General features: G+C 67.2%; 26 protein-coding genes. 9 read left to right on the top strand and 17 right to left on the bottom strand.

What is annotated here, in order from left to right; translation table 11 throughout:
* Window positions 1–28: 28 nt before the first annotated feature.
* Entirely contained in the window at window positions 29–457 is a 429-nt protein-coding gene (locus tag AB4Y72_RS10900) for a PLD nuclease N-terminal domain-containing protein (RefSeq protein WP_441426172.1), read from the top strand.
* Window positions 458–745: 288 nt separating this feature from the next.
* Window positions 746–1735, top strand: a complete 990-nt coding sequence (locus AB4Y72_RS10895; RefSeq protein WP_441426171.1) for a hypothetical protein — start codon at window positions 746–748, stop codon at window positions 1733–1735.
* Window positions 1736–2183: 448 nt separating this feature from the next.
* Here AB4Y72_RS10895 and ccsB read toward each other — a convergent pair whose 3' ends face one another.
* The 5 genes from ccsB to AB4Y72_RS10870 are packed head-to-tail and all read right to left on the bottom strand — an operon-like array spanning window position 2184 to window position 7141.
* Complete coding sequence (ccsB, locus tag AB4Y72_RS10890; protein WP_441426170.1) at window positions 2184–3311, bottom strand: c-type cytochrome biogenesis protein CcsB; 1128 nt, start codon at window positions 3309–3311, stop codon at window positions 2184–2186.
* Window positions 3311–5086 carry a cytochrome c biogenesis protein ResB gene (gene resB / locus AB4Y72_RS10885; RefSeq protein WP_441426169.1) on the bottom strand — a complete coding sequence of 592 codons (1776 nt, stop codon included), beginning with the start codon at window positions 5084–5086 and terminating at the stop codon, window positions 3311–3313. The genes ccsB and resB overlap by 1 nt, the downstream gene beginning before the upstream one ends.
* Window positions 5086–5841: a cytochrome c biogenesis CcdA family protein gene (locus AB4Y72_RS10880; protein ID WP_441426168.1), complete on the bottom strand. Its 756-nt coding sequence runs from the start codon at window positions 5839–5841 to the stop codon at window positions 5086–5088. Before AB4Y72_RS10880 ends, resB begins: the two co-directional genes overlap by 1 nt.
* Window positions 5842–5852: 11 nt before the next feature.
* Window positions 5853–6473, bottom strand: a complete 621-nt coding sequence (locus AB4Y72_RS10875) for a TlpA family protein disulfide reductase (RefSeq protein WP_441426167.1) — start codon at window positions 6471–6473, stop codon at window positions 5853–5855.
* Window positions 6474–6475: 2 nt separating this feature from the next.
* Complete coding sequence (locus AB4Y72_RS10870) at window positions 6476–7141, bottom strand: histidine phosphatase family protein (protein ID WP_441426166.1); 666 nt, start codon at window positions 7139–7141, stop codon at window positions 6476–6478.
* 211 nt (window positions 7142–7352) lie between these two features.
* Between AB4Y72_RS10870 and AB4Y72_RS10865 the strand changes: the two genes are divergently transcribed.
* From AB4Y72_RS10865 to AB4Y72_RS10855, 3 genes are all read left to right on the top strand, one after another.
* A complete protein-coding gene (locus AB4Y72_RS10865; protein ID WP_441426165.1) occupies window positions 7353–7901 on the top strand; it encodes a YceI family protein in 549 nt (182 codons plus the stop codon).
* 260 nt (window positions 7902–8161) lie between these two features.
* Complete coding sequence (locus tag AB4Y72_RS10860; RefSeq protein ID WP_441426164.1) at window positions 8162–8818, top strand: hypothetical protein; 657 nt, start codon at window positions 8162–8164, stop codon at window positions 8816–8818.
* A gap of 233 nt (window positions 8819–9051) precedes the next feature.
* Complete coding sequence (locus tag AB4Y72_RS10855) at window positions 9052–9978, top strand: hypothetical protein (protein WP_441426163.1); 927 nt, start codon at window positions 9052–9054, stop codon at window positions 9976–9978.
* Window positions 9979–10043: 65 nt separating this feature from the next.
* Here the strand turns inward: AB4Y72_RS10855 and AB4Y72_RS10850 are convergent, their stop codons facing one another.
* Together AB4Y72_RS10850 and AB4Y72_RS10845 are read right to left on the bottom strand one after the other, a co-directional pair.
* Window positions 10044–10739, bottom strand: a complete 696-nt coding sequence (locus tag AB4Y72_RS10850) for a redox-sensing transcriptional repressor Rex (RefSeq protein WP_441426162.1) — start codon at window positions 10737–10739, stop codon at window positions 10044–10046.
* 73 nt (window positions 10740–10812) lie between these two features.
* A complete protein-coding gene (locus AB4Y72_RS10845; RefSeq protein ID WP_441426161.1) occupies window positions 10813–11085 on the bottom strand; it encodes a glutaredoxin family protein in 273 nt (90 codons plus the stop codon).
* Between the two features lie 133 nt (window positions 11086–11218).
* On the opposite strand from AB4Y72_RS10845, the gene AB4Y72_RS10840 reads away from it, so the two are divergent.
* Window positions 11219–12037 (top strand): HAD family hydrolase, encoded by an 819-nt coding sequence (locus tag AB4Y72_RS10840; protein WP_441426160.1) that lies wholly within the window; start codon window positions 11219–11221, stop codon window positions 12035–12037.
* Between the two features lie 215 nt (window positions 12038–12252).
* On the opposite strand, the gene AB4Y72_RS10835 is transcribed toward AB4Y72_RS10840, so the two are convergent.
* The 3 genes from AB4Y72_RS10835 to AB4Y72_RS10825 form a co-directional block, all read right to left on the bottom strand.
* Window positions 12253–12351, bottom strand: a complete 99-nt coding sequence (locus tag AB4Y72_RS10835) for a 30S ribosomal protein bS22 (protein ID WP_003792170.1) — start codon at window positions 12349–12351, stop codon at window positions 12253–12255.
* Window positions 12352–12555: 204 nt separating this feature from the next.
* Window positions 12556–12777 (bottom strand): helix-turn-helix domain-containing protein, encoded by a 222-nt coding sequence (locus AB4Y72_RS10830; RefSeq protein ID WP_018775046.1) that lies wholly within the window; start codon window positions 12775–12777, stop codon window positions 12556–12558.
* A gap of 224 nt (window positions 12778–13001) precedes the next feature.
* Window positions 13002–14135, bottom strand: coding sequence for a 3-deoxy-7-phosphoheptulonate synthase (locus AB4Y72_RS10825; protein ID WP_441426159.1), 1134 nt, complete (start codon window positions 14133–14135; stop codon window positions 13002–13004).
* Window positions 14136–14535: 400 nt separating this feature from the next.
* Between AB4Y72_RS10825 and AB4Y72_RS10820 the strand changes: the two genes are divergently transcribed.
* Complete coding sequence (locus AB4Y72_RS10820; RefSeq protein ID WP_441426158.1) at window positions 14536–15906, top strand: alpha-hydroxy acid oxidase; 1371 nt, start codon at window positions 14536–14538, stop codon at window positions 15904–15906.
* A gap of 75 nt (window positions 15907–15981) precedes the next feature.
* Here the strand turns inward: AB4Y72_RS10820 and AB4Y72_RS10815 are convergent, their stop codons facing one another.
* Together AB4Y72_RS10815 and AB4Y72_RS10810 are read right to left on the bottom strand one after the other, a co-directional pair.
* Window positions 15982–16593, bottom strand: coding sequence for an ArsR/SmtB family transcription factor (locus AB4Y72_RS10815; protein ID WP_441426157.1), 612 nt, complete (start codon window positions 16591–16593; stop codon window positions 15982–15984).
* Between the two features lie 81 nt (window positions 16594–16674).
* On the bottom strand, window positions 16675–17898 hold the full coding sequence (locus tag AB4Y72_RS10810; protein WP_441426156.1) for an acetoin utilization protein AcuC: 1224 nt from the start codon (window positions 17896–17898) through the stop codon (window positions 16675–16677).
* 117 nt (window positions 17899–18015) lie between these two features.
* On the opposite strand from AB4Y72_RS10810, the gene AB4Y72_RS10805 reads away from it, so the two are divergent.
* The gene (locus tag AB4Y72_RS10805; RefSeq protein WP_441426155.1) at window positions 18016–19449 is read left to right on the top strand and encodes a TrkH family potassium uptake protein; all 1434 of its coding nucleotides are present in this window, start codon (window positions 18016–18018) and stop codon (window positions 19447–19449) included.
* A gap of 37 nt (window positions 19450–19486) precedes the next feature.
* Window positions 19487–20125 (top strand): potassium channel family protein, encoded by a 639-nt coding sequence (locus AB4Y72_RS10800; protein ID WP_441426222.1) that lies wholly within the window; start codon window positions 19487–19489, stop codon window positions 20123–20125.
* Between the two features lie 73 nt (window positions 20126–20198).
* On the opposite strand, the gene proC is transcribed toward AB4Y72_RS10800, so the two are convergent.
* The 5 genes from proC to AB4Y72_RS10775 form a co-directional block, all read right to left on the bottom strand.
* On the bottom strand, window positions 20199–21032 hold the full coding sequence (proC, locus tag AB4Y72_RS10795; protein WP_441426154.1) for a pyrroline-5-carboxylate reductase: 834 nt from the start codon (window positions 21030–21032) through the stop codon (window positions 20199–20201).
* A 453-nt stretch (window positions 21033–21485) separates the two neighbouring features.
* Window positions 21486–22856 carry an RNA polymerase sigma factor gene (locus AB4Y72_RS10790; RefSeq protein WP_441426153.1) on the bottom strand — a complete coding sequence of 457 codons (1371 nt, stop codon included), beginning with the start codon at window positions 22854–22856 and terminating at the stop codon, window positions 21486–21488.
* A 22-nt stretch (window positions 22857–22878) separates the two neighbouring features.
* Window positions 22879–23220, bottom strand: a complete 342-nt coding sequence (locus AB4Y72_RS10785; RefSeq protein WP_441426152.1) for a YciI family protein — start codon at window positions 23218–23220, stop codon at window positions 22879–22881.
* 111 nt (window positions 23221–23331) lie between these two features.
* On the bottom strand, window positions 23332–24336 hold the full coding sequence (locus tag AB4Y72_RS10780; protein WP_441426151.1) for a Ppx/GppA phosphatase family protein: 1005 nt from the start codon (window positions 24334–24336) through the stop codon (window positions 23332–23334).
* Between the two features lie 77 nt (window positions 24337–24413).
* Entirely contained in the window at window positions 24414–24890 is a 477-nt protein-coding gene (locus tag AB4Y72_RS10775) for an SseB family protein (protein ID WP_441426150.1), read from the bottom strand.
* Window positions 24891–24928: the final 38 nt, after the last annotated feature.

The raw sequence follows: 24928 nt of genomic DNA, 5'->3' as shown, positions 1-24928 counted from the left end.
GGAGCCGCCTGACGGCTAGACTGAAGGTATGCTCCGTGTAGTGGTTCCGATCGTCATACTGGCCGTATTTGTCTATGGACTGGTCGACCTCATCCGCACCGACGCAAGGCTGACCAGAGGCATCTCCAAGACGGCCTGGATCTTCGTGCAAATCCTCCTCCCCGTGGTCGGCGCCACCCTGTGGTTCCTGATTGGGCGCCCGCGCGCCACGGACGCCGCTCCGGTCGCCTACAGCCACCCCGTAGCGCCCGACGACGACCCCGAGTTCCTGCGCAACCTTGAAATCCGCCGTCGCAACCAGGCCGAGGCCGACAGGCGCAGGAAGCTCAAGGATGAGCTGGACGCCAAGGAGCACAAGCTCGACGGCGGCACCGCGGAAGCCAGCGGCACCGAAAGCGCCGGGGATGCCCGCGAGCCCGGCGACGCCGGAACGCAAGGCACCGACGAGGTCAAGTAGCAGCATTCCTGGCCTTGTTCCCGACCCAAGGACTCCGTGCATAACTGCGGCCACACTAACTGCGGCTAACTGCGGCCATTCGCCCCAGATGGCCGGAATTCCCGCCTCATAGCGGCCATCTCCGGCAAATGGCCGCCACTCAACCACTCCGGGCCCCGCTGCCCACTTAGCCCACGGCCCGTTCCTCCTCTCCGCTCCCCGCCGCCCATACGGCCCACTCCTCCCCCACACCCTGCCCGCGCTGTGGATAACCCCCGAGCCTCCTCGGCGCGGGCGCAGAATGCTCACATGCGCGAGCCCAGTGAGCTACCCCCGCACCTTCGACACCGGCCCTTCACCGTGGCCGAGGCCCGCACCGCGGGGCTGAGCCGACGACGGACGCGGGCCCGGGATCTGGTCAGCCCCTGTTACGGCGTACGCGCCACTGCCGCCATCCCGGACAGTTTGCTGGAACGCGTGCACGCCCTGACTGCCGTGACGGGCGCCGTCGTAAGCCATCAGTCCGCGGCGGTGCTGTGGGGCTTCCCTCTCCCGCGGGTCGTGGAGAACCTGGCTGTCATCCACCTGACAAGTCGGTCGGGTCGGCGCGCTGTCCGGCATAAGAACGTGGTCGGCCATCAGCAGTCACTCGAACCGGAGGAGATCGTGTCCGGTTCCAGGGTGAGCTGCACATCGCCGCTACGGACGTGGTTCGATCTCGCCGGCATACTGAGCCTCGATGAACTGGTGATTGCCGGGGACTTCCTGTTACGGCGGAGAAATCCGCTGACCACGATCGACAGGCTGGACGCATTCCTCGCCGGGAAGCAAGGCATGCCGGGCTACCGGCGCGCGATGCGTGTCCGCTCCCTGATTCGCGCGGACACGGACTCCCCGAAGGAGACCGAACTCCGCCTACTTCTGATCCGACATGGCCTGCCCGAGCCCGGAATCAACGTCCCCATGTTCGACGAGACCGGCGGTTGGATCCAGGACCCGGACCTCTCCTACGAGCAGGAAAAGGTAGCGATTCAGTTCGACGGCGGGCATCACGCCACTCCGGCCCAGCGCCGCAGCGACATCTTTCGGGATGAGAACGCCCGGGACGCCGGGTGGCGCGTCGTCGTCTTGACCCAATGGCATTTGACCCCGTTCGCCCCGGGGATGGAGCCGGCTGCGGTTACACGCGTGCGTGCGGCGCTGACGGAGCGCGGTTGGGCTCCCGCCTCGACCACCAAGCCGGGGCGGCGTGAACGTGCTCGCCCCACACCCCACTCAGCTGACACGAATGGCCGCTAAGCACGCGGCATAGCGGCCATCTGCGGCGAACCGATGGGGGTCGGGACCGCGCAGGGCCCGCCAGACCCGAGGCGACCCCGCGCAGGACTCGCAGCCAGGCCCGCCCCGGTCGCGGCAGACGCACCATCGCGCCCGCCCCCATGCCATTCCGGGCTGCCCAACCGCCTTGGATCGCGCCGATCTGACACGAATGGCCGCTAAGCACGCGGCATAGCGGCCATCTGCGGCAAATCGATAGGGATCGGGACCGCGCAGGGCCCGCCAGACCCGCGGCGACCCCGTGCAGGACTCGCAGCCAGGCCCGCCCCGGCCGCGGCAGACGCACCATCGCGCCCCCATGCCATGCCGCGCTGCCCCAACCGCCGTGCGGCGCACCGATCTGACGCGAATGGCCGCTAAGCACGGGGCATAGCGACCATCTGCGGCAAATCGTGGACCGGGGTGCGGTTTAGCCCCCGGTTGGTAGCCCGGAGTAGGAGTGCAGGCCGTTGAAGAACTGGTTCACGATCGTGAAGTTGAAGACCACGCACAGGTAGCCGACAATCGACAGCCACGCGGCGCGGGTTCCGGTCCAGCCGCGGGTGGCCCGGGCGTGCAGATATCCGGCGTAGACCACCCAGATCACGAAGGTCCAGACTTCCTTGGTGTCCCAGCCCCAGAACCGGCCCCAGGCCTTCTCCGCCCAGATCGCGCCGAACATGAGCGTGAACGTCCAACCGACGAATGCGATTGCGTTGATGCGGTAGGACAGGTTCTCCAGGCTCAGGGCGTTCGGGACCAGGCGCATGAATCCGAGCTTGTCCGCCCCGCCGGCTGCGATCGTCTTCTGCCGGTGCGACTGCACGAGCTGCAGCGCGGACATGGCGAACGTCAGGGTGAACAACGCCGAGGACATCACCGCGATGGAAACGTGGATGAGCAGCCAGTAGCTCTGCAGCGCCGGCACGAGGTGGCCCACCGGGGTCCAGAACGCGATGGACGCCGCAACGAGCATGATGATGGCCAGGCCGATCACGAATGTGCCCAGAAAGCGCAGGTCGCGGCGGATCAGCACCAGCAGGAAGACGGCCACGGCCACGAAGGCGCCCGTGGTGAGGAATTCGTACATGTTGCCCCACGGCACCCGGCCGGCGCCGAGCGCGCGGGTGACCACGCCGGCCGCGTGGATTGCCGCGCCCAGAATGGTCAGCGCGACGGCGACGCGCGCCGGCGCACGCCGCTCGCCGCCGTAGCGCATGCTGCCGTCCGCGGTCTGGCCCGCGCCCGCCGCGGCACCCCGGCCGGAGACGGCCGACGTCGGACGCTCGGCCCGGCCTGCGGGTCCGCTGACGTCCGAATCGGCGCGGTCAATATCGCCCCCGGACCGCGCACCGACGCCGACGGGTACGCGCGCGGCCTCAGCTGCGGGGAGCTGCCCGGCGAGTTCCGCGGCCTTGAGGTCCACCGCGCGCAGCATCTTGCTGCTCTTGGCCAGGTCCCAGGCGAAGGCGATGAAAGCCACCGTGTACGTGCCGGCTGCCAGCAGCATGAAGAGCTCGCTGTACTGGCCCATGGTTTCGTTGATCGAGAACAACATTACTGATCCTTCTTCGACTCGGAAGAGCCGGCTGTTGACTGGATGAAGTCTTCTGCGGGTTGTTCAGAGTTGGCGTGCGCGCCGCCGTCACCGTTCGCGGCGGTATCCGCCCGGTCATTATCCGCTGTCCTGCTGGGAGCGGGCTGGGAACCGGGCACGGCGTCCTCGTCCACCAGCCATTCGCCGGCGAGGAGTGTGCGGATGGCTGCGGCCTCCCCGGCGAGCCGGTGGTCTTCGCCGCGTGCCAGCAGGGCGTACTCCACCATGGTGCGGCCGTCCTCGTGGGTGCCGGTGCGGACCCAGACGCGGCGGCGGTTCACATAGAGCGATGTCACGAGCCCGCCTACGGCCAGGAGCGCGAAGATCAGGGCATAGAGCTGGCCGGGGTTGTGGTGGATATCAACGCCGATGTAACGCTTCACGCCGTCGAAGCTGATGGAGCCCTTGCCGTTCGGCAGCTTGTAGGTGCTGCCGGGCGCCAGGACGATGCCCTTGGTGGGCAGGTTCCGGGCGTTGAGCGGTGTCAGCTTCTTGACGTCGAGTTCGAAGACGTTTTGCGGGGCACCCGCGTTGAGGCCGAGATCGCCGAAGTACGAGTTCAGGGTCAGCTGCGGGTTGATGAGCTCCGGGTCACCGCTGAAGGAGACGCCCTTGTCCGAGACGAAGGCCGTCGGCAGGAAGAACCCCGCGAAGGCGAGCTGTTCCGGCTTGGCGTCCGGGACCTTGATGACCACGGAGGAGTAGTAGTTCTCGCCCTGGAGCTTGGCGACCACGGGACCTTGCATGGCGATGTTGCCTGCGCCGTCGCGGACGGTGACCACGGGAGCGTAGCCGTTGCCCGTCAGGTACACGCTGGTGCCGCCGAGGCTCAGGGGGTCGTTGACCTTGAGCGCTTCCTTCTTGGCGGGCGCGTCCGGGTTTTCCTTCGTCGTCACATCGGCCGTGAAGTCGATGGGCTGTCCGAACTTGCCCTTCGATTCGCGGTCAAAGGTGATGTGGAACTTGTCCAGCTGGACCGAGTACGGCTGGAGCTGGCTGCTCTGGAAGTTGGTGCCGGGTGTGAACTGGTCATAGCCGACGAGGGTGTTGACGAAGGTGTCGCCCTCGACCAGGATCCGCTGCCCGCTGTAGCCGAAGAGGCCGCCGGCCGCCACGGAGACCAGCACCCCGATCAGCGCGGTGTGGAAGACGAGGTTGCCGACTTCCTTCAAGAAGCCGCGCTCGGCGCCCAGGGAGGGCCGGTCGCCGTCGCGGTCCCGGATGTCCACCCGGTAGCCGCGCTTCTTCAGCAGCTCCGCGGCGGTTGAGATGGCCTCCGACGCCGGGATCCCCGCGTCGGCCGGAATCACCAGGGTGCCGTATTCGGGGAGCCTGGACAGTCGTGCGGGGGTGCGCGGGGGCTGGGAGCGCATCGCTTTGTAATGCGCGATGGCGCGCGGGATGACGCAGCCGATCAGCGAGACGAACAGCAGGAGGTAGATCGCCGAGAACCATGCCGAGGAGTAGACGTCGTAGAGCTGCAGCGAGTCCAGGATCTTCCCGTAGTCCGGGTGGTCCTTGATGTACTGCGTGACAATCGCCGGGTTGGCGGGGCGCTGCGGGAACAGCGAGCCGGGCACGGCGGCGACGGCCAGCAGCAACAGAAGGAACAGTGCCGTGCGCATGCTGGTCAGCTGCGTCCACGCCCACCGGAGCATGCCCACCGGGCCCAGCGAAGGCAGGACGGCGTCGGGCTTCGGGGACTTCTTCTTCGTTACGTTCACGCGCTCGCTCATCAGATCGGCAATTTCACATCGGTTTGGAACCAGTACTGCAACCCGGAGACCCAGGTACCCCACACGCCGCTGGCCATCAGGATGCCGAGCAGAATCAGGATGCCGCCGCCGGTGCGCTGGATGGCGAGCCGGTGCTTGCGGAAGAAAGACATCACGCCGATGCCGCGGCGCACGGCCAGGGCGATCAGCAGGAAGGGGATTCCCAGCCCCAGGCTATACACGAAGGCCAGGAATGCACCTTTTGCAGCGGAGGAGCCGCCGGAGAGACTCAGCAGCTGGACGGCGGAATACGTGGGTCCGATGCACGGTGCCCACCCGAGCCCGAAGGTGATGCCCAGCAGGGGCGCGCCCCACAGCCCGGCCGGGGGCTTGGCGTGGATTTTGGCGTCCCGCTGGAGCCAGCCGAACCCGCCCATGAACACGACGCCCATGACGATCACGAGGACGCCCAGCAGCTGGGTGATCCACTTGTTCTGCGAACCGGTGATGAGGCTGCCCAGCTGCCCGAATGCGCCGCCGAGGAGCACAAAGATCACCGAGAAGCCGAGGACAAAGAGCCCGATTCCGGCCAGCATGCGGCCGCGTCGCTGCTTCTGCAGGTCGACGCCGGTCAGGCCCGTAACGTAGCCCAGGTATCCGGGCACGAGCGGAAGGACGCAGGGCGAGAGAAAGGAGACGAATCCGGCCAGGAGCGCCACGGGGACGGCCAGCAGGAGCGATCCGTTCAGGATGGCTTCGGCGAAGGGGCTGTTCACGGGTGACCGCGCTACTCGGCCACGGCGGCGGCGATGAGGGACTTCAGGGTGCCTGGCTCGATTTCGCCGAGCACTCGGGACGAGACGCGGCCCTTTTTGTCCAGCACGAGGGTGGTGGGCACAGCGCCGGGCGGGACGAGGCCCGAAACGGCCAGCAGCACGGCGCCGTCCTTGTCGTTGAAGCTGGGGTACGTCAGCTTGAAGGTCTTGTCGAACGCGTCGGCCGTGGCTTTCTCGTCCCGAAGGTTCACGCCGAAGAACTGCACGCCCTGGTTCTTGAATTCCTGGTGGAGGGCTTCCAAGGAGGGAGCCTCGACCCGGCACGGTGCGCAGGCCGCGAACCAGAAGTTCAGCACGGTGACCTTGCCGGGGAACTCCGCGGAGGTGACGGCGGTGCCATCGAACAGCGTCCCTTTAAGCTCCACTGGGCTCTTGCGGTCGGCCACGGCGAACTCGGTCACGGAGCCGTCGCCGGCCACGTAGTTTTTGTTGTCCCCGGCCTTGGCCTGCTTGGCCAGGGCATCGTCCTGGGCGCAGCCGGACAGTCCGAAGACTGCGGCCAGTGCGGCTCCGCCGGCTGTCAGTACGTTGCGGCGGGACAGCGGAGTCTGCGCGCGGCGGTTCTGTCCCATGCTCAGGCCCCCGGGGTGCTGGCGGCACCGGGCAACAGGGCGGCAGCCGGCTCGCTGTAGTCCACCCGGACCAGACCGCCGTCGTCGTCAAACACCAAGGACGTCAGGGACGTCAACGTGCACTCGCGCTTGCGCGGATCGTGCCACAACGGCCGGCCTTCGGCACTGAGCCGCGTGGCCCAAATGGGCAGCTGGTGACTGACCAAGATGGCCTCCGCCCCGTCGCCGCCCAGCTCGATGGCCCGGACACGTGCATCCTGGACCGCCGCGATGACCCGGGCCGCCTGCTCCTTGTACGACTCACCCCAGGACGGCCGGAACGGGTTGTACAGCCGGGTCCAGTGCTTGGGCCGGAGTAGCTCCGCCTTGGAGACGTGGAGGCCCTCGAAGTAGTTGGCGGCCTCAATGATGCGGGCGTCGGTGGCGATCGCAAGGCCCAAGGCGTCGGCGATTGGCTGAGCCGTCTCCTGCGCGCGGGTCAGCGGGGACGCGGCGAGGTGGACGATCCTGGCCCCCTGCTCGGACCGTTCGCTGAAGTGTTGCGCCAGCGTGCGGGCCATCTCCTGACCGAGTTCGGAGAGGTGGAATTCCGGCAGCCTGCCGTACAGGACACCATCGGGATTGTGGACCTCGCCGTGGCGGAGCAAATGAACAGTGGCTTGGGGCATGTCTACCAGTTTCTCAAAGATGACGGTCGATCTGAAATCTTCTACAGAAGGTAGAACTGAAGAGTTTTAAAAAATGTTCCCTAGGGTTGGAATAAAAGATGCAAATGCATGTTTATACTGGATGAAGCAGTTAGTTGAGATTTCAACCAATGAGGCTTCAACTAACGATCAGACGAACCGCAAGCAGTTACCCGACTCAAGGAGAACCACCATGGCACTTCCCGCAAACGTCACCACCGGCACCTGGACCCTCGACCCGTCGCACAGCGAGATCGGTTTCACCGTCCGCCACGCAGGCATCAGCAAGGTCCGCGGCCAGTTCACCGATGCCGCAGCCACCCTGGACCTCGCCGAGAACGTCACTGATTCCAAGGTCAACGCCTCGATCAAGACCGCAAGCTTCGACTCCGGAGATGCCAACCGCGACGGCCACGTCCGCGGCGAAGACTTCTTCGACGTCGAGAAGTTCCCCGAGATCTCCTTCGTCTCCAACACCATCGTCCCGAAGGGTGACGCCTACGAACTCCAGGGCGACCTCACCATCAAGGGCATCACCCGCCCGGTTGCCCTCGAGACCGAGTTCAACGGCGTGGCCGTCGACCCCTTCGGCAACACCCGCGCCGGCCTCTCCGCCGAGACCACCATCAGCCGCAAGGACTTCGGCCTGACCTGGAACGCAGTCCTCGAAGCCGGCGGCGTGCTGGTCAGCGACAAGGTTGCCATCAACCTGGAACTGGCCTTCATCGCTCCCGCAGCGTAGTCAGTACCGTCCGGGCCGGACGGCCAACGCCGGGCATCCGGTTCCAGCGCCCCGCTTCATCCTCGCGATGAAGCGGGGCGCTGTCGTTTTCGCCGCAGGTGCTATCGGCGGCGTCGCGGCCGGTCCTTCCGCCGCGTTTGCCCCCGATGCGGCTGCCGGTGTTCCCGGCGAATTTCGCGAGCCTCGGTCCGGCTGGCCAAAGGCCGGGAGAGGCCTAATTTCCCTAGATAACAGGGAAATGGCGGTCTACAGTGAGAGCCATGAGTAACCCCAACGAGGTCCCGCCGGAGCAGCCCGGTGGCCAGCCTCGGCCCTCGGACAACGTCCAACCGTCGGCCCCCGAACAGCCCCCGGCCCACCCGGCACCGACTCCGGGCTACCAGCCGCCCGCCGGATACCAGGGGCAGCCGGCGGGCGGCGGCGGAAGCCGCTTCGAAATGCCTGCCGACCGTCCCAGGAACTTCAGCGATGCTCTGCCCGTCGGCGGCCTCTCCGGTATCTTCAAGGTCACCGCAATGCCCACCGAGCTGAAGGTCTCGTACTGGATTTGGGTCATCGGCGGATTCCTGGGCCTCCTCGGCGGCATCATCGGCATGTTCGGGTCTTTCGTCCTGCTCGCCTTCACGCCCGCGGTCGGGCTCCTGGTGTTGCTGCTGGTGCTGGTGGCATTGTCTCTGGCCACCGCACAGATCATCATGGCCATGAAGATGAAGGAAGGCCAGGAATGGGCCCGCCTCGCGCTCACCATTCTTGCCGGCATCTCCCTGGTGTTGGCACTCGTCAGCTCGGGCCTTGTTCAGGGCCGGGCCGGCGGAGGCCTGCCGGGATTCATCATCAGCCTGGTGGCAACCGTGCTCATGTGGGTACCGAACTCACAGGCTTGGTTTGTCGCTCAACGGAGCCGGCTCCGAGGCTGAAGCTTCACGACGTGGCAGGCCCATACCTGCCGCGCATGGGAGCCCTTCCCGCCGGTCCCGTTGCCCTTCCGTCGCGGCCGCGGCGCTGATGGAAAGAGGGCCTAGAATACCTCTCCGGAATGATCCGCACGGCGGCCGGCCCGCGGTACGGTGGAGCTAAACCATGCTGGGGGCAGGGCAGGATTGCTGGTCCCGGTGGCCGATTCAGTGATCGACGCGCAAAGGACCACTTCATGAGCAACCCTCCAGTCCAGCCTTCACCTCCCAACGGGTCCGAGCCGGGCGGGGAATCCACCCCGGACCACGGCCAGAACACCCCGCAGGCCCCGCAGTACGGTCAGCAGACGCCCCCGGCCTACGGCCAGAACACCCCGCAAGCCCCGCAAGCCCCGCAATACGGCCAGCAGACACCCCCCGCCTACGGCCAGAACACCCCGCAGGCCCCGCAATACGGCCAGCAGACGCCCCCGGCCTACGGCCAGAATGCCCCGCAAGCCCCGCAGTACGGCCAGCAGACGCCCCCGGCCTACGGCCAGAACACCCCGCAGGCCCCGCAATACGGCCAGCAGACACCCCCGGCCTACGGCCAGAATGCCCCGCAGTACGGCCAGCTGACACCCCCGGCCTACGGTCAGAATGCACCGCAGTACGGCCAGTCCCCCTATGCCCAGTATCCGTCCCAGCAGCCTCAGGCTCCGGGCGGTGTCCCCCAGCTCGTCAACACCGCGTTCTGGCTGATCGTGGCGGCCGGAGCAGTGTGGGTGATCTCCATGCTGGTGTCGCTGGGGTCCCTGGACACTCCTGCGGTCCGGGCGATGTTTGAGCAGCAGCTGGCAGCGAGCGGCACGAAGGTCGATTTCAATTCCGTGAAGGGCATCCTGATCGGCACTATCGTGGTGATGGCCGTGATCAGCGCCGGGCTGTATGCCCTCGTCGCCTTCAATGTCCGCAGGGGCAAGAATTGGGCCCGCATTCTGGGCACCGTGTTTGCCGCCTTGTCCATCTTCAACATCCTCCCGCTCAGCCTAGCCACCTTGGCGGCACTTCTCGGCATCGCGGCCATCGTGTTGCTGTACCTGCCCGCCGCCTCGCCGTATTTCCAGAAGCGGCAGCCCTTCGCCAGCCCCTACGGGCAGCCCGGGGCACCTTTCGGGAAGTAAGGGCACGTAGAACTACGCAGCAGAGAAAGACCGGCGGGCGCGGGAGCCGGAGGGCCTGGCCGATCCTAGTCGGCGTCCTCCGGATCCTGCGCCCGTTGTGCGTGGTAGGCCAGGATCTGCAGTTCAGTTGCCATGTCGACCTTGCGGAGGTTGACCCCCGGCGGGACCTGGAGCATCACCGGGGCGAAGCTGAGGATGCTCCGCACCCCGGCGGCAATTACCCGGTCGCAGACAGCCTGGGCCACGGCGGCGGGCAACGCAAGGACCACCATGTTGGCACCCGTGCGTTGCAGTACCGGCTCCAGGTCGGCGGCGTCGCTGACGCGCAGCCAGCCGACCTCGCTGCCCACCACCATCTGGTCGGCGTCGAAAATCGCCACGATGTCGAAGCCGCGCGACTCGAATCCTCCGTACCGGGCCAACGCCTTGCCCAGGTTGCCGGCCCCTACGATCGCGACCTTCCAGTCATGTGTCAGCCCGAGCGCGGCCGCGATCTTCCGGTTAAGGTACTGGACCTCATACCCCACGCCCCGGGTGCCGTAGGAGCCGACGTAGGACAGGTCCTTGCGCAGCGTCGAGGAGCTGACCCCGGAGGCTTCGGCCAGCGACTCGGACGAGACCCTGTCCACCCCGTCCGCCAGGAGTGTGGTCAGGGCGCGCAGATAGATGGTCAGCCGAGCCACGGCCGCGGGCGGAATCTGTTTGGCTACAGTCCCGGCTCCCCCGGGTACAGCCTCCGGAGATGAATCCAGCGATGTCACTATCTGCTCCATTGCGTCGCGTTGTGCTTCCCACTCTAGGGCCCCGGCTCTTCACGCAACAAAGAGCCAGCCGTCAGGACGGCTGGTCGAGTGCCCGCCGCAGGGTTCGTGTCAGGCGGGCCTCGTCGATCTTCCAGAAATCCCGCTGAACCCCGTCCACCAGTACCACCGGGATCTCCTCGGCGAAGCGTTCCCGGAGTCCGGCGTCGTGGTCTATCGACTGCTCGGTCCATCCGATTCCGAGCGTGGCGGTGACACGGCCGACGGCGGCACGCGCCTCCTCGCACAGGTGGCAGTCAGTTTTGGTGATGAGAACTACATCGGGCAGGTGCGCGGGCTTGGCCATACAACCACCGTAGTCCGGAGGGCGGTTCGACGTCGACGCGCGGCGCAGTGCGCAAGGGCGACCGCCGCAGTCCTTCCGCCGCGTCGCGCACCCAGCGGGACTCGCGGCGCCGGTCATTGACTAGACTCGTGGCATGCCCGAGGAGAAATACGTCGCTGTGGCCAGCGAGCCTGCTGCATCGACGCAGCACGGCGAGGCCGCATTTTTCGACGTCGACAACACCCTCATGAAGGGCGCCAGCCTTTTCCACGTGGCCCGCAAGCTGCACCAGCGCGGCGCGTTCACCCTGCGGCAGGCTGCCGGTTTCGCCTGGAAGCAGCTCATGTTCGTGCTGCGTGGGGAAAACATGGATGATGTCCACGCCGTCCGCGATTCTGCCCTGACTCTTGCCGCCGGCATCACGGCGAAGGACATCGAGGCCCTGGGCGAAGAAGTTTACGACGAAATGATCGAGTCCCGGATCTGGCCCGGAACCAAGGCCCTGGCCGAGCAGCACCTCCGGGTCGGGCGGAAAGTCTGGCTCGTCACGGCGACGCCGATCGAGGTGGCCACCGTCATTTCCACCCGGCTCGGCCTGACCGGGGCGCTGGGCACAGTGGGCGAGATCCTTGACGGCTCCTACACGGGGCAACTCGTGGGGGACATCCTTCACGGCCCGGCCAAGGCGGTCGCGGTCCGGGGAATTGCGGAGGAGCACGGCCTGGACCTCAAGCGCTGCTGGGCCTACAGCGATTCCCACAACGACATCCCGCTCCTGAGCATGGTCGGCCACCCGGTCGCCATCAACCCCGACTCCAAGCTGCGCCGGTACGCCCGCGAGCACAACTGGCCGGTCTACGACTTCCGCTCGGGCCGGCGCGCCGCCACGCTGGGATTCAAGGCCGCCACGGTCGGGGGGGCCATCTACGGCCTGTGGCGGGGGTTCTCCCGCTTTCGCGGGCCCAACCACTAAGCCCGGCCAAGCGCCGCAGCCTTTCCCCGGGTTTGAACACCCGCGGCGGTTTCGGAAATCCGCGCCGCTCCCTGACATCCGCGCCGTTCTCAGACATCCGCGCCGGGGATCCGGGCCGCCCGTGTCCGGTTCCGTAGCCCGGGGCCGGCGTCCCGAGCAAGAAAAATGCCCGCCGCCTGGGAGGCAACGGGCATTTCATGCAGTCAGAAGTATTGCTACTTCTTATTGCGACGCTGGTGGCGCGTCTTGCGAAGCAGCTTGCGGTGCTTCTTCTTGGCCATACGCTTGCGACGCTTCTTAATAACTGAACCCACGAAAGTTCCTTACCGGCTAGATGCAGTACCTGCCTGTTGGGAAGGGTCCGCGGGCTAAGCAGCAGACTGAAGCAACTGACAGGTTCTTACAATGACGTAAAACGTTCCTTAACAGGGTACCGCCTCTGCGGGTCACCCCACGACCGCGGGCCATTTGCGGGGCCCAAAGCGGTCGATTCATGCTGTGAAAGCGCCGCGGACGGTTCACCCGGTCCCGGCGTGGCCGTCGTTCCGGTCGACGACGGCACCCTTGAGGTACTGTTCGACGGCGTTTTCCGGCACGCGGTAAGAGCGGCCGAAGCGGACGGCCGGCATCTCCCCCGAATGCACAAGACGGTACACGGTCATTTTTGATACCCGCATGAGTTCCGCGACTTCGGCCACGGTCAAAAAACGGGCCTTGGAGAAGTTGGCCTCCGTAGACATTTCCCTATTCCTTTGCTCAAGCGAACGGCAGCCCCACCTGATGACATGGCGGTGTGCCGATGCTGAGCCATCAAACAACCATGTGATAGCAACTGTAGTTGCTCATGGTGCCAATGTGAAAGCTTTCCGCAGGAATCCCCACAGGCTTTCCGCAGGAATCCCGAAATCCTCCTCCTGCCGGAACACCGCGTCGACGCTGCGTGCCGGCAGGCCCGGCCCGGCCCTCAGGCGCGGGTCCGGCGCGTGCGGGCCGAGGCTGCGAGTTGGCCCAGCACCGAGGCCGTGACATCCCAGTCCATGCAGGCGTCCGTGACGCTCTGGCCGTAGACCAACCCGTCCTTTCCGGCGTCTCCAGCTTTGCCTTCGACTTTGCCCGCGGTGACGTCGAGGTTCTGCGCCCCGCCCACCAGGAAGCTCTCCAACATGACGCCGGCGATTGCCCCGGCAGCGGCCCCGGCACTTTCCAGCTGGGAACCGATTTCGAGCGCCACCTCGGCCTGCCGGTGATGGTTCTTGCCGCTGTTGGCGTGGCTGGCGTCGACGATCAGACGGGGGTTCAGCTGATTCGCGGCGAGTTTGGCGGACGCGGCTTCAACGTCGGCCGCTGAGTAGTTCGGTCCTCTGCGTCCGCCGCGGAGGATGACGTGCGTGTCAGGGTTGCCGGCGGTGGCCACCAGCGCCGCCCTGCCGTCGTCGTCGATCCCGAGGAAGGCCTGCGCGGCCGCGGCGGCACTGCAGGCGTCCAGGGCCACTTGGAGATCGCCGTCCGTCCCGTTCTTGAATCCGATCGGCATCGAGAGCCCCGAGGCCAGCTGGCGGTGGATCTGGCTCTCCGTGGTGCGGGCTCCGATCGCACCCCAGGCGACCAGGTCTGCGACGTATTGGGGGCTGATGGGCTCGAGGAACTCGGTGGCCGTTGGCAGGCCGAGTGCCGTGACCTGCCGCAGGAATGCCCGGGCCGCGCGCAGGCCCGCGGCGATGTCGTGGCTGCCGTCCAACCGGGGGTCGTTGATCAGGCCTTTCCAGCCCACTGTGGTGCGCGGCTTCTCGAAGTAGGTGCGCATCACGATCAGTAGGTCTTCGCGGTGCTTCTCGGCCTGGCTTACCAGCCGGCGGGCGTATTCGAGGCCGGCCTTGGGGTCGTGGATGGAGCAGGGGCCGACGATTACGAGCAGCCGGTCGTCCACCCCGTCCATGATGGCGCGGACCTCGTCGCGGCTACGTTCAACCACCGCGGCCATCCGGGACTCCAGCGGCAGTTCGGCCATCAGGTCCTGCGGGGTGGGCAGCGGGGTGAACTCGCTGACGCGCAGGTTCGAGGTGGGGTGTTGGGTGCCGGCGGCTGCTTCAATGCTCATGTTCGGGTCCTGTTCCGGATGCGGAGCGGGCCCTGATCAGAACCCGCCGGAGAAATGGCGAAGGGCAGAGAATGATCTCTGCCCTGTTGGCTCTGAAGGAAAGTTGGATGCGTGTCAGTTAGACGCGGGCCCCTCCAGAGCCAACGAAAAATACGCATACCAACGGTTAGTCATAGCCACGACCATAGCCGCGGAGCCGCGCCAGGGGCAAACCCCGGTCGTAACATTCGCGGAACCGCCTAGGTCGCAGACATGCCGCGGCGCCGCCCCGGGGCTGCCCCGATGAACCTCCCGGCAGTGGGTGGCGCGCGTTGCCGCGCTGTGCCGTCCCGTCGCGGCCCGGCACCCCTAGAGTGGGAGGGGACCCCAGCCCGAGCATCTGACCGCTATGGAGGAAGCCATGACCCAGACTTTCCCGCCCGAAAACCCAGAGGCACCCACAAGGTCGGAGGCGGCCGCGCCGGCGGGCCAGGTGGCCGGCCGGCCGGCCGATCAGTCGGCCGTCAGCCCGGAAACAGGACACGACACCGCCCGCGGACTTCCCGCCGCCTTGAAGCGCCGCGCGCCCAGGTACGCAGACCTTGCCCCGCTGATGCAGTTCAAGAAGCCTGAGTTCGGCCGGGCCGCCAGGCTTCGCCGCGCGAGCACCATCTGGGATCTGCGCGACATGGCCAAGCGCCGCACGCCGCAAGCCCCGTTCGACTACACCGACGGCGCCGCCGAGGCTGAAATCACCCTGCGCCGCGCCCGCCAGGCGTTCCTCGACATCGAATTCCGGCCCGGGGTCCTGCGCGATGTCTCCCGCATCGACCTCAGCACCGACATCCTGGGCGGCCGGTCCCGTTTGCCCGTGGGGATCGCCCCCACAGGTTTCACCCGGATGATGCAGTCCGAGGGCGAATACGCCGGCTCGCAGGCCGCCGAGGCTGCAGGCATTCCCTACACCCTCTCTACCATGGGGACGGCGTCTATCGAGGACGTGGCTGCCGCCGCCCCCGCGGGCCGCAACTGGTTCCAGCTGTACTTGTGGACGGACCGGGAACGATCCCTCGAACTGATCCAACGCGCCGCTGCAGCCGGCAACGACACCCTCATGGTCACCGTGGACACCGCCGTCGCCGGCGCCCGCCTCCGCGACGTCCGCAACGGCATGACCATCCCGCCCGCACTGACCCTCAAGACCGTCCTGGACGCGTCCTACCGGCCGGCGTGGTGGTTCAACTTCCTCACCCATGAACCCCTTACGTTTGCGTCCCTGTCCCGGTACACGGGAACTGTCGCGGAACTCATCAACTCGATGTTCGACCCCACCCTGACGTTCGCCGACCTCGACTGGCTGCGCGAGACCTGGAAGGGCAAGCTCGTGGTCAAGGGCATCCAGACGGTTGAGGATGCCCGCAGGGTGGTGGACCACGGCGCCGACGGGATCGTGCTCTCCAACCACGGCGGCCGGCAGCTGGACCGGGCACCGATCCCGTTCCACCTGCTGCCCGAGGTCTCCGCCGCACTCAAGGCGGACCGGAGCGACGCGGCGATCATCCTGGATACCGGCATCATGAGCGGCGCGGACATCATCGCGGCCCTGGCCCTGGGCGCCGACTTCACACTGATCGGCCGCGCCTACCTGTACGGGCTCATGGCCGGCGGCAGGGCCGGTGTGGACCGGACACTCGAAATCCTGGAAAAGGACATGCTGCGTACCATGGCGCTGCTGGGCGTCAGCCGGGTCGCGGACCTCACGCCGGAACACGTGCGGCTGCTCCGCAACTAGAAGGCCCCGCCCAAGTAGCTCGCAGCAGGGGCCGTTATGAGCGCCCAAAACGGCCCCTGCTGCGAGTTAGTTGGGTTATCTCTTGCGGCCGAACTTCGGCAGGTTGGCGAGGAGGTCCGCGGCCTTGGTGGCGGCGCGGCCCACGGTCCGTCCGATCTGTTGAGGCATCTTGTCCTCGCCGGCCGTTCCCACCGGGATGACGACGGCGGGGCTCAGCGGGCTGCCGGCAGGACGGCCCGCCAGCGCCCCGGCGGGCTGCGCGGCAACCTGGGCGGCGGCTGATTGCGCGCCCGCCAGCGCCGCGGCGGGCTGCACGGCCGCCTGCAAGGCGGGCTGCACGGCGGGCTGCGGGCCGGCCGCCGCAGCCAGGCCGTCGCCGGCAGCTGCGGGGCTGGATTCGGGGTGGCGTCCGGGTGCTGCGGCGGGGAGGACATCGAACGCCTGCAGCCAGCTCGCGACGCCGGCGAGGGGCTTGGGGTTCAGTGTGTAGTAGCGCTTTTGGCCCTGGGCGCGCATGCTGACCAGGTCCGCTTCCCGGAGGACTTTGAGATGTTTGGAAATGGTGGGCTGGCTTGCCTCAAGCTCCTGGACCAGTTCCCCCACTGCCTTGTCCCCCTTGCGGAGGGCCACCAGGATGTCCCGCCTGGTTGCCTCAGCAATGACGGCAAATACGTCGTCTGTCACCATGCCCTCCACACTAGCGACATATACGCCAGATGGCATCCACAAATTCCCGGGCCTGTGCTGGGGCCCATTCCCGGTCCAGGACTAGTCGAACCAGGGGTCGAGTCCGTGCAGGGGGAACACTTCCTTGCGGGTGGCCATGACGGTGCGGTCCACGGCGTCGTTGGGGTCGAACCCCACCTCCCAAGACCGCCACCAGAGGTCGACGTCGTCCCCCATTACTTCCGGCGGTTCCACCCCGAACCTGGCCCCGTACGTGTCCTTGACGTATCGGCGCCAGTCCTCCGGAACGGGGGTGCGCAGCGGCACGGGACGGCCCGCGGCAATGGCTATGAGGTGGCTCCAGGACCGCGGCACCACGCTGACCACGTTGTAGCCGCCGCCACCGGTGGAAATCCACCGGTTCTCGCAGTAGCGTGCGGCGAGATTGCCGATCGCGGTGGCGGCCTCACGCTGGCCGTCCACACTGATATTCAGATGGGTGAGCGGATCAAGCCGGTGGGAGTCGCACCCGTGCTGGCTCACGATGACTTCCGGTTCGAACGCGCCAATGAGCTGCGGGACGACGGCGTGGAAGGCCCGCAGCCAGCCGGCGTCGGCCGTGCCGGCCGGGAGTGCGACGTTCACCGCGGTGCCCTGCGCGTTCGGGCCGCCGATTTCGTTGGCAAAGCCGGTGCCCGGGAAGAGGGTCAGCCCCGATTCGTGCAGCGAAATCGTCAGGACCCGCGGATCGTCCCAGAAGATGCTCTGTGTCCCGTCGCCGTGGTGCGCGTCGACGTCGACGTACGCGACGCGCCGGACGCCCCCGTCGAGCAGGCGCTGGATGGCCAGGGCGGCGTCGTTGTAAATGCAAAACCCGCTCGCCCGGTCGCGTGAGGCGTGGTGCATCCCGCCGCCGAAGTTCACTGCCCGCACCGCGCTGCCGTCCAGGACCGCAGCGGCCGCCAGCAGGGAGCCGCCGGCCAGCCGGGCACTGGCCTCGTGCATGCCGGCGAACGCGGGATCATCCTCGGTGCCCAGGCCCCTGGCTTCATCAGGGGCGTCAGGATTTTCACTCACGCGCCGGACGGCCTCAACGAACTCAGGGGTGTGGACCGCGCACAGCTCCTCGTCGGTGGCGACTTCCGGGGCCGCGACCGTCACGTGCTCCAGCGCCAGCAGTCCCAGGCTGGCGGCCAGCTTCGCCGTGAGTTCCATGCGCTCGGGCGCCATCGGGTGGCTGTGGCCAAAGTTGTAGGCGGTCATGGCAGGAGCCCACACCACCGTCGTTGGCAGCGCGGTCTGAGCGAGTCCCGGCAGGAATGTCATCAATCACAGGCTACCCGAGCGTCCCCCGGCTTCCCGCGTGCGCGCGGGGCTCCCCCGGTCATGACGCGGAATTTAGTGGTTTACTACTGGGGGAAGCAGTTTCAACCGAGGAAAAACATGACGCAAAGCCAGTCGAGGTCCACGAGCCCGGCCAGCTGGCAGCCAGGCATGCCGGAACGGGAAGGCCTGTGGATCTTCACACGCCTGCGCGACTTCATCGACGGCATCGCAAACAGCTCGCCGGCCCGTCTCGCGCTCACGGCGTTCGGCGTCGCCATCTTGGTCTTCACGGCCTTGCTCTCACTGCCCCTATCGTCCGCGACAGGACAGGCCACACCCCTGTACCAGGCCCTCTTCACGGCGGTGTCCGCCGTCTGCGTCACCGGCCTGACCGTGGTCTCCACGGCCGTGCACTGGTCCTTTTTCGGCCAGCTGGTGATTCTGGTCGGCATCTTCGTGGGCGGTCTGGGCACCTTGACCCTCGCATCGCTGCTGGCACTCATGGTCAGCAAAAAACTGGGCGTCCGCGGCAAGCTGATCGCCCAGGAGGCGATGAACAACGCCGGCCGGCTCGGCGAGGTCGGCACCCTGCTCCGGATCGTGATCGTGACGTCCGTGGTGATCGAGGGCGCCCTGGCCGCGGTCCTGGTCCCCAGCTTCCTGGCCCTCGGGGAGGGTTTCCCGCAGGCTCTCTGGCACGGCGTCTTCTACGCAATTTCCTCGTTCAACAACGCCGGTTTCACACCCCATACTGACGGGATCGTCCCCTACGAGACCAATCTCTGGATCCTCATTCCGCTCATGATCGGCGTGTTCCTGGGCAGCCTGGGCTTCCCCGTGGTCATGGTGCTGCATCAGAACGGGCTGCGATGGAAGAAATGGAACCTGCACACCAAGCTGACCATCCAGGTGTCCTTCATCCTCCTGGTCGCCGGCACGCTGCTGTGGGGGTTCCTTGAGTGGGACAACATGCGCACCATCGGCGGCATGGACCTCGGCGACAAGATCACGCATTCACTGTTTGCCTCCGTCATGCTGAGGTCCGGCGGCTTCAACCTTGTGGACCAGAGCCACATGGATTCCACCACCATGCTGGTCTCAGATGCCCTCATGTTCGCCGGCGGCGGCTCCGCGTCCACAGCCGGCGGCATCAAGGTCACCACCGTTGCCGTGATGTTCCTGGCGATCGCCGCCGAGGCCCGGGGCGACGCGGACGTCAAGATCTACGGCCGGACGATTCCGGAGGGCACCATGCGGGTTGCCATTTCGGTGATCGTCGCCGGCGCCACCCTCGTCTCGGTCTCGGCGCTGCTGCTCCTGCACATCAGCGGCGCGTCCTTGGACCGGGTGCTTTTTGAAACCATCTCGGCCTTCGCCACAGTGGGCCTGAGCACCAACCTCAGCGCCGAACTGCCGCCGTCGGGGGTCTATGTCCTAACCCTGCTCATGTTTGCCGGGCGCGTCGGGACCGTCACCCTTGCCGCTGCCCTGGCCCTGCGCCAGCGGACCCAGCTGTACCACTATCCGGAAGAGAGACCGATCATTGGCTAGTTCCTCAGCCGTCAACCGTCCCGCCCACAACGCCCCCGTGCTGGTGATCGGGCTGGGGCGTTTTGGCGCATCCACCGCAGAGCAGCTGGTCAAGCAGGGCAGGGAGGTCCTGGCCATCGAGCGCGACCGCAACCTCGTCCAGAAGTGGGCGGGCGTCCTGACGCATGTGGTGGAAGCGGACGCCACGAACATCGATGCCCTGCGCCAGCTCGGCGCCCAGGAATTCAGTTCCGCCGTGGTCGGCGTCGGCACGTCGATCGAGTCCTCCGTGCTGATCACCGTCAATCTCGTGGACCTCGGAATCGAGCACCTCTGGGTCAAGGCGATTACGCCCTCGCACGGCAAAATCCTGACCCGGATCGGCGCCAACCACGTCATCTACCCGGAAGCCGACGCCGGCGTCCGGGCCGCTCACCTGGTGTCCGGCCGGATGCTGGACTTCATCGAATTCGACGATGACTTCGCGATCGTCAAGATGTATCCGCCGCGCGAGACCGTCGGATTCACGCTCGACGAATCCAAGGTCCGCTCCAAGTACGGCGTCACAATTGTCGGCGTGAAGTCCCCGGGCGAGGACTTCACCTACGCCCGGCCGGAAACCAAGGTCTCCTCAAGGGACATGCTCATCGTTTCGGGCCACGTGGACCTGCTCGAGCGGTTCGCCGCACGCCCCTAAGTCACGCCGGAGCCCGACGGCGGGCGGCGCACCCGCCGCCCAGCCACGCCGTCGGACACCCGACGGGCCAGGTTCAGGCGAGCTGCCGGGTGATTTCCGCGGCGCGCGTGGCGGCTGCCCGGGCGCCGTCGGCGATGATCGCCGGCAGGCCGCGCTCGTCAAATGTGGCGATGGCCCGTTCCGTGGTGCCGTTCGGGCTGGTGACGGCCTTGCGCAGCGCTGTGGGATCCGCGCCGGGCTCGGCCAGCATGAAGCCCGCCCCGGCGACGGTCTCGCGTGCCAGCAGCAGCGACAGCTCCGGATCTAGGCCCAGTTCAACCCCTGCCGCGGCCATGGCCTCGGCCAGATAGAAAGCATAGGCCGGTCCCGAGCCGCTGATCGCGGAGAGGGCGTCCACCTGCTCTTCGGGAATCTCCACCACCGTGCCGGCCGCCGCGAGGATGTCCTTGGCGTGCTGGAGCTGTTCGGCGGAGCAGCTGGTCCCGGCGGAAATGGAGACGACGCCGCGGCCCAGCTTCGCCGGCGTGTTCGGCATCGTGCGGATGACCGGCTGGCCCGCGGGCAGGGCCGCTTCCAGCTGCTGCAGGGACACGGCGGCCGCGACGCTGATGACGATGGTGTCCTTGGAGAGGGACCCGCTGATTTCGCGTGCCAGGTCTGCGATGCCCACGGGCTTGACGCCGAGGATCACGACGCCGGAGCCGGTGGCGGCTTGCCTGTTGTTCTCGGGCTCTTCCTCGCCGGCGATTGCCGTGATCCCGTGATGCCGTTCGGCCAGCTCGGCCGCACGCTCGGCGCGGCGGACCGTGGCGACGATATCGGCCGGATCGGCGCCGCCCTCGATCAGGCCTGCCAGAATTGCCTCGTTCATTGACCCACAGCCCAGGAATGCGATTCGGTTGCTCATGCCCCCATCATGGCAGTCCCGTGCGATTCCCAGCCAGTTCACACCTTCGCCGCAGTCAGTGCACAACTTTGGCCCCTAGCGTTGTAGGTACCTCATTGAGGGTGCGAGTGATACAGCAGGCATGCGGATGTCTGCGCGGCACCGGTGGGCAGTAGCGGGTTTTCCCATTTTTCGCGCTACAGCCCGCCGGTGCCTTTGCTGTTTAAAGCCCTGTCCTTGGGTTCCACCGGCCGGCCGGTGCCTGCCGCCACTCGCGGCGGTCGCCGGATTTTCAGCCATCTCACAGGCAAATCCGGTCGTCTGCCCATAATCGACCCTTACCTTGGAAAGTGCCTCAACAGGTGCGAGTGATGATAGCCGGTTCCACCGGAGCCGGCGGCGCGCCGGGTGTTTTGCAGCAGAGTTCCCCCAAGTCCTGCTGCCAACGCCCGGCGCCGCTCGTTTAACTGACTTTCAGGAAAACCGCTGCGGGTCCGCGGGCGCACCGCCGCCGCTCTCCCCAAGCCCGAGGCTGAACAGTTTCCCTTCCAGGAACCGGCGGTCCGCGACACTGCCGGCAAGCTCGAGGGCCCGCGTATACGCTGCGCCGGCCTCCGGAAGACGGTGCAGGCGCACCAGGAAGTCGGCGCGGACGGCGTGAAAGAGGTAGTAATCGCCCAGCCCCAGCCCCTCAAGCGCCGCCATTCCAGCACCAGGCCCGAGCAGCTCGGCCAGGGCGACGGCGCGGTTGAGCGCCACGACGGGCCCGGGCGCGACGGCCAGGAGTTGGTCATACAGCTGCACGATCTGCGCCCAGTCGGTGCCGCCGGCGGCCGCGGCATCGCTGTGGACGGCGTTGATCGCTGCCTGGAGCTGGTACGGGCCCGGCCGGTTGAGCCGCAGGCACCGGCGCACCAGGGCCCGCCCTTCGTCGGCCAGGGCACTGTCCCAGCATCCCCGGTCCTGTGCCGCCAGCAGCACGAGGCCGCCGTCCCGGGTGAACCGTGCGCCGCGGCGGGACGCTATGAGCAGCATTAGTGCCAGCAGGCCCGTGGCCTCCGGCTCGTCCGGCATCAGGGATGCCAGCAGCCGGCCAAGGCGGATGGCTTCCGTGCAGAGCTCCGCACCGGCCGGGCCGTCCGCGGGGCCCTTGTTGTAGCCTTCGTTGAAGATGAGGTAGACGACCGCCAGCACCGGTTCGAGCCGTTCGGGCAGTTCGGCGCCCTGCGGGACCCGGTACGGGATCTTCGCATCCCGGATCTTCGCCTTGGCCCGGACCAGCCGCTGCGCCATGGTTGTCTCCGGGATCAGGAAGGCCCGGGCGATTTCCGCCGTCGTCAATCCGCCCAGAAGCCGCAGCGTGAGGGCCACCTGGGCGGGTCGGGCCAAGGCGGGATGGCAACAGGCGAAGATCAGCCGCAAGGTGTCATCGTCCACGTCTTCGACTCCCGACTGTTCCGCCAGGAACTGCTCCTCTGCCGCCGGCGCGGGACCGCCCCCGGACCGCAGCGCCGCCAGCAGAGCCGCCTCGGCATGCTTGCCCCCGCCCGCGGCCTCCCGCCGCAGCCGGTCGATCGCCCGGTGCCGTGCGGTAGAAATAATCCAGCCGGCCGGGCTGGGCGGGATACCGTCCGAGGGCCAGTGCTGAACCGCCGCCGCAAACGCGTCCTGGACGGCGTCTTCGGCAATATCGATGCTCCCGAAGGCGCGCGCCAGGACGGCTACGGCGCGGCCATACTCGTGCCGGAACACCCCGGCAATGTCCGCCTCGGTGGCAGCAGCACCGGCACTGGGGTGGGAGCTGCCGCCGGCGCTGGAACTGCCGCCGCCACCATGGCCGCCCACTGCATCCTCCTCCGCCCGGCGCTTAATGCTGGAAGGGGCGCACTTCAACCGGAAGCGTGGTGACGCCGGCCAGCTTCCGCGCCCAGCCGAGGGCAGCATCCAGATCCTCGGCCTCGACGACGGTGAAGCCGCCAAGGTGCTCTTTGCCTTCGGTGAACGGCCCGTCGGTGATGAGAATCTCGCCGCCGCCGGGCCGCAGCACCGTGGCGGACTCTGCCGGGTGGAGGCCCGCGGCGAACACCCAGGCCCCGGCTGCCTGCATCTCCCGGTTCAGGTCGGCCAGATCGCGAATGATCGGTTCGAGGACCTCAGGGCCCGGGGCGGGGCCGTCCGGCTGGTAAATGCTGAGTAGGTACTGCGGCATTGCTGTGCCTCCTTATCGAATCCGCCGGCCGTGTGCCGGCGTCTCAGCAACTACACGAACGGGACCGCTGAAAATCGACACCGGATCGGTTCCGCGCCGGTGTCGGCAGGCTCAGGAGTCCTTTTCCGGCGACTGGAGCTCCGCCGGCGGCCCCTGGGCCACATGCGGCGCGGGATCAAGCGGTCCTTCAAACACCAGCTGGTCCAGGCGGCGGAGGATGAGTCCCTCACGCAGGGCCCACGGGCACGTCACCATGCTGTCGAACTCGAACATTTCCAGGGCGGCTTCGGCCACCAGGGCGCCGGCGAGGATCTGCGGCGCGCGGGCCTCGGAGACCCCGGGCAGGTGCAGCCTGTCCTCTATCTCCATAGCCGAGATCCGCTGCGCCCAGAGCCCCAGGTCCAGGGCCAGCAGCTCCCGCTTGACGTAAGGCCCGGCGGCGCTGGGGGCGGCGCCGGCAATCCTGGCCAGGGACCGGAACGTCTTGGACGTGCCCGCGACGAGGTTGGGCCGGCCCAGCTTCTCGAATTTGCGCACCGCGGGTTTGAGCGTGGAGCGGATGTAGCGGCGCAACTCCTTGATGCTCTTGGCCGAGGGCGGGTTTTCGGGCAGCCAGTCGCGCGTTAGGCGGCTGGCGCCAAGCGGGACGGACATCGCCAGCTCGGGCAGTTCGTCCTGTCCGAGGGCCATCTCAAAAGAGCCGCCGCCGATGTCCAAGTTGAGGATGGGCCCGGCGCCCCAGCCGTACCACCGCCGGACGGCGAAGAACGTCATGGACGCCTCTTCGCTGCCGCTGAGCTCCCGGAGCGTGACAGTGGTTTCATCCTTGACCCGGGTCAGGACGTCAGCGCCGTTGGTGGCCTCGCGGATGGCCGAGGTGCAGAACGCGAGGAGGTCGTCGGCTTTGTGCTTGGCCGCGAATTCCCGCGCTTCCAGGACGAACTCGACCAGTTCATGCTGCCCGGCGTCGTTGATGTTGCCGTCCGCATCGAGGAACTGAACGAGCGACAGCCGCCGCTTGTGCGAGGCGTACGGGACCGGGCGGGCGCCGGGGTGGGCGTCGACCAGCAGGAGGTGGACGGTGTTGGACCCGATGTCGAGGACGCCTAGACGCATGCTGCCATTATTGTCCTCACCGAAGCAGCTGGCCTAACTGCGACGGCGGTATTTGCCAAGAAGTCCGCCGACGTGGCTCAGGGCTGGTCGGCGTCGTGCCCCGGCTGGTCCGCGGCGCCGTCGACGGCACCGTCGGCAGGCTCGTCGGCGGGCTTGAAGTCCCGACGGATGTTCGCCACGCCTTCGGGATCGATTTCAAAGCCGTAGGCGGCTCCGGGGTTGATCACCATGCCGAGCTCGTCGCCGAGGTTGCCGATGATCACGGCGCCCTGCGTGCCCAACACGTTGGGTGCGGCCTCGAGATACTGCTCGGTGACACGGCTCGGATGCGAGAAGACGGCCAGGACCGGCTTGCCGGACGAATTCGCCAGGACCAGCGGCTCCACCTGGGAGTCGGGGCCCTCGAGGGAATCCGGGCTGACCACATAGACCTCGTTGTTGAGGAAGGCCAGGATCACGTCTACCGGGTTGGCGTCCGGCTGCTCCCCCCGGGCGAGCTGCTCCTCGAGTTCGTTCAGCGGCTGGTTGTCCAGGTGTGCGGGCTGTTCAGTCATGGTCCTACTCGATCACGTCCGCGGCCGGTCCGCAAACG

The organism is Arthrobacter sp. YAF34, from assembly GCF_052113245.1.
Classification (GTDB): domain Bacteria; phylum Actinomycetota; class Actinomycetes; order Actinomycetales; family Micrococcaceae; genus Arthrobacter.
This window is presented reverse-complemented; position numbering and strand designations above follow the sequence as displayed.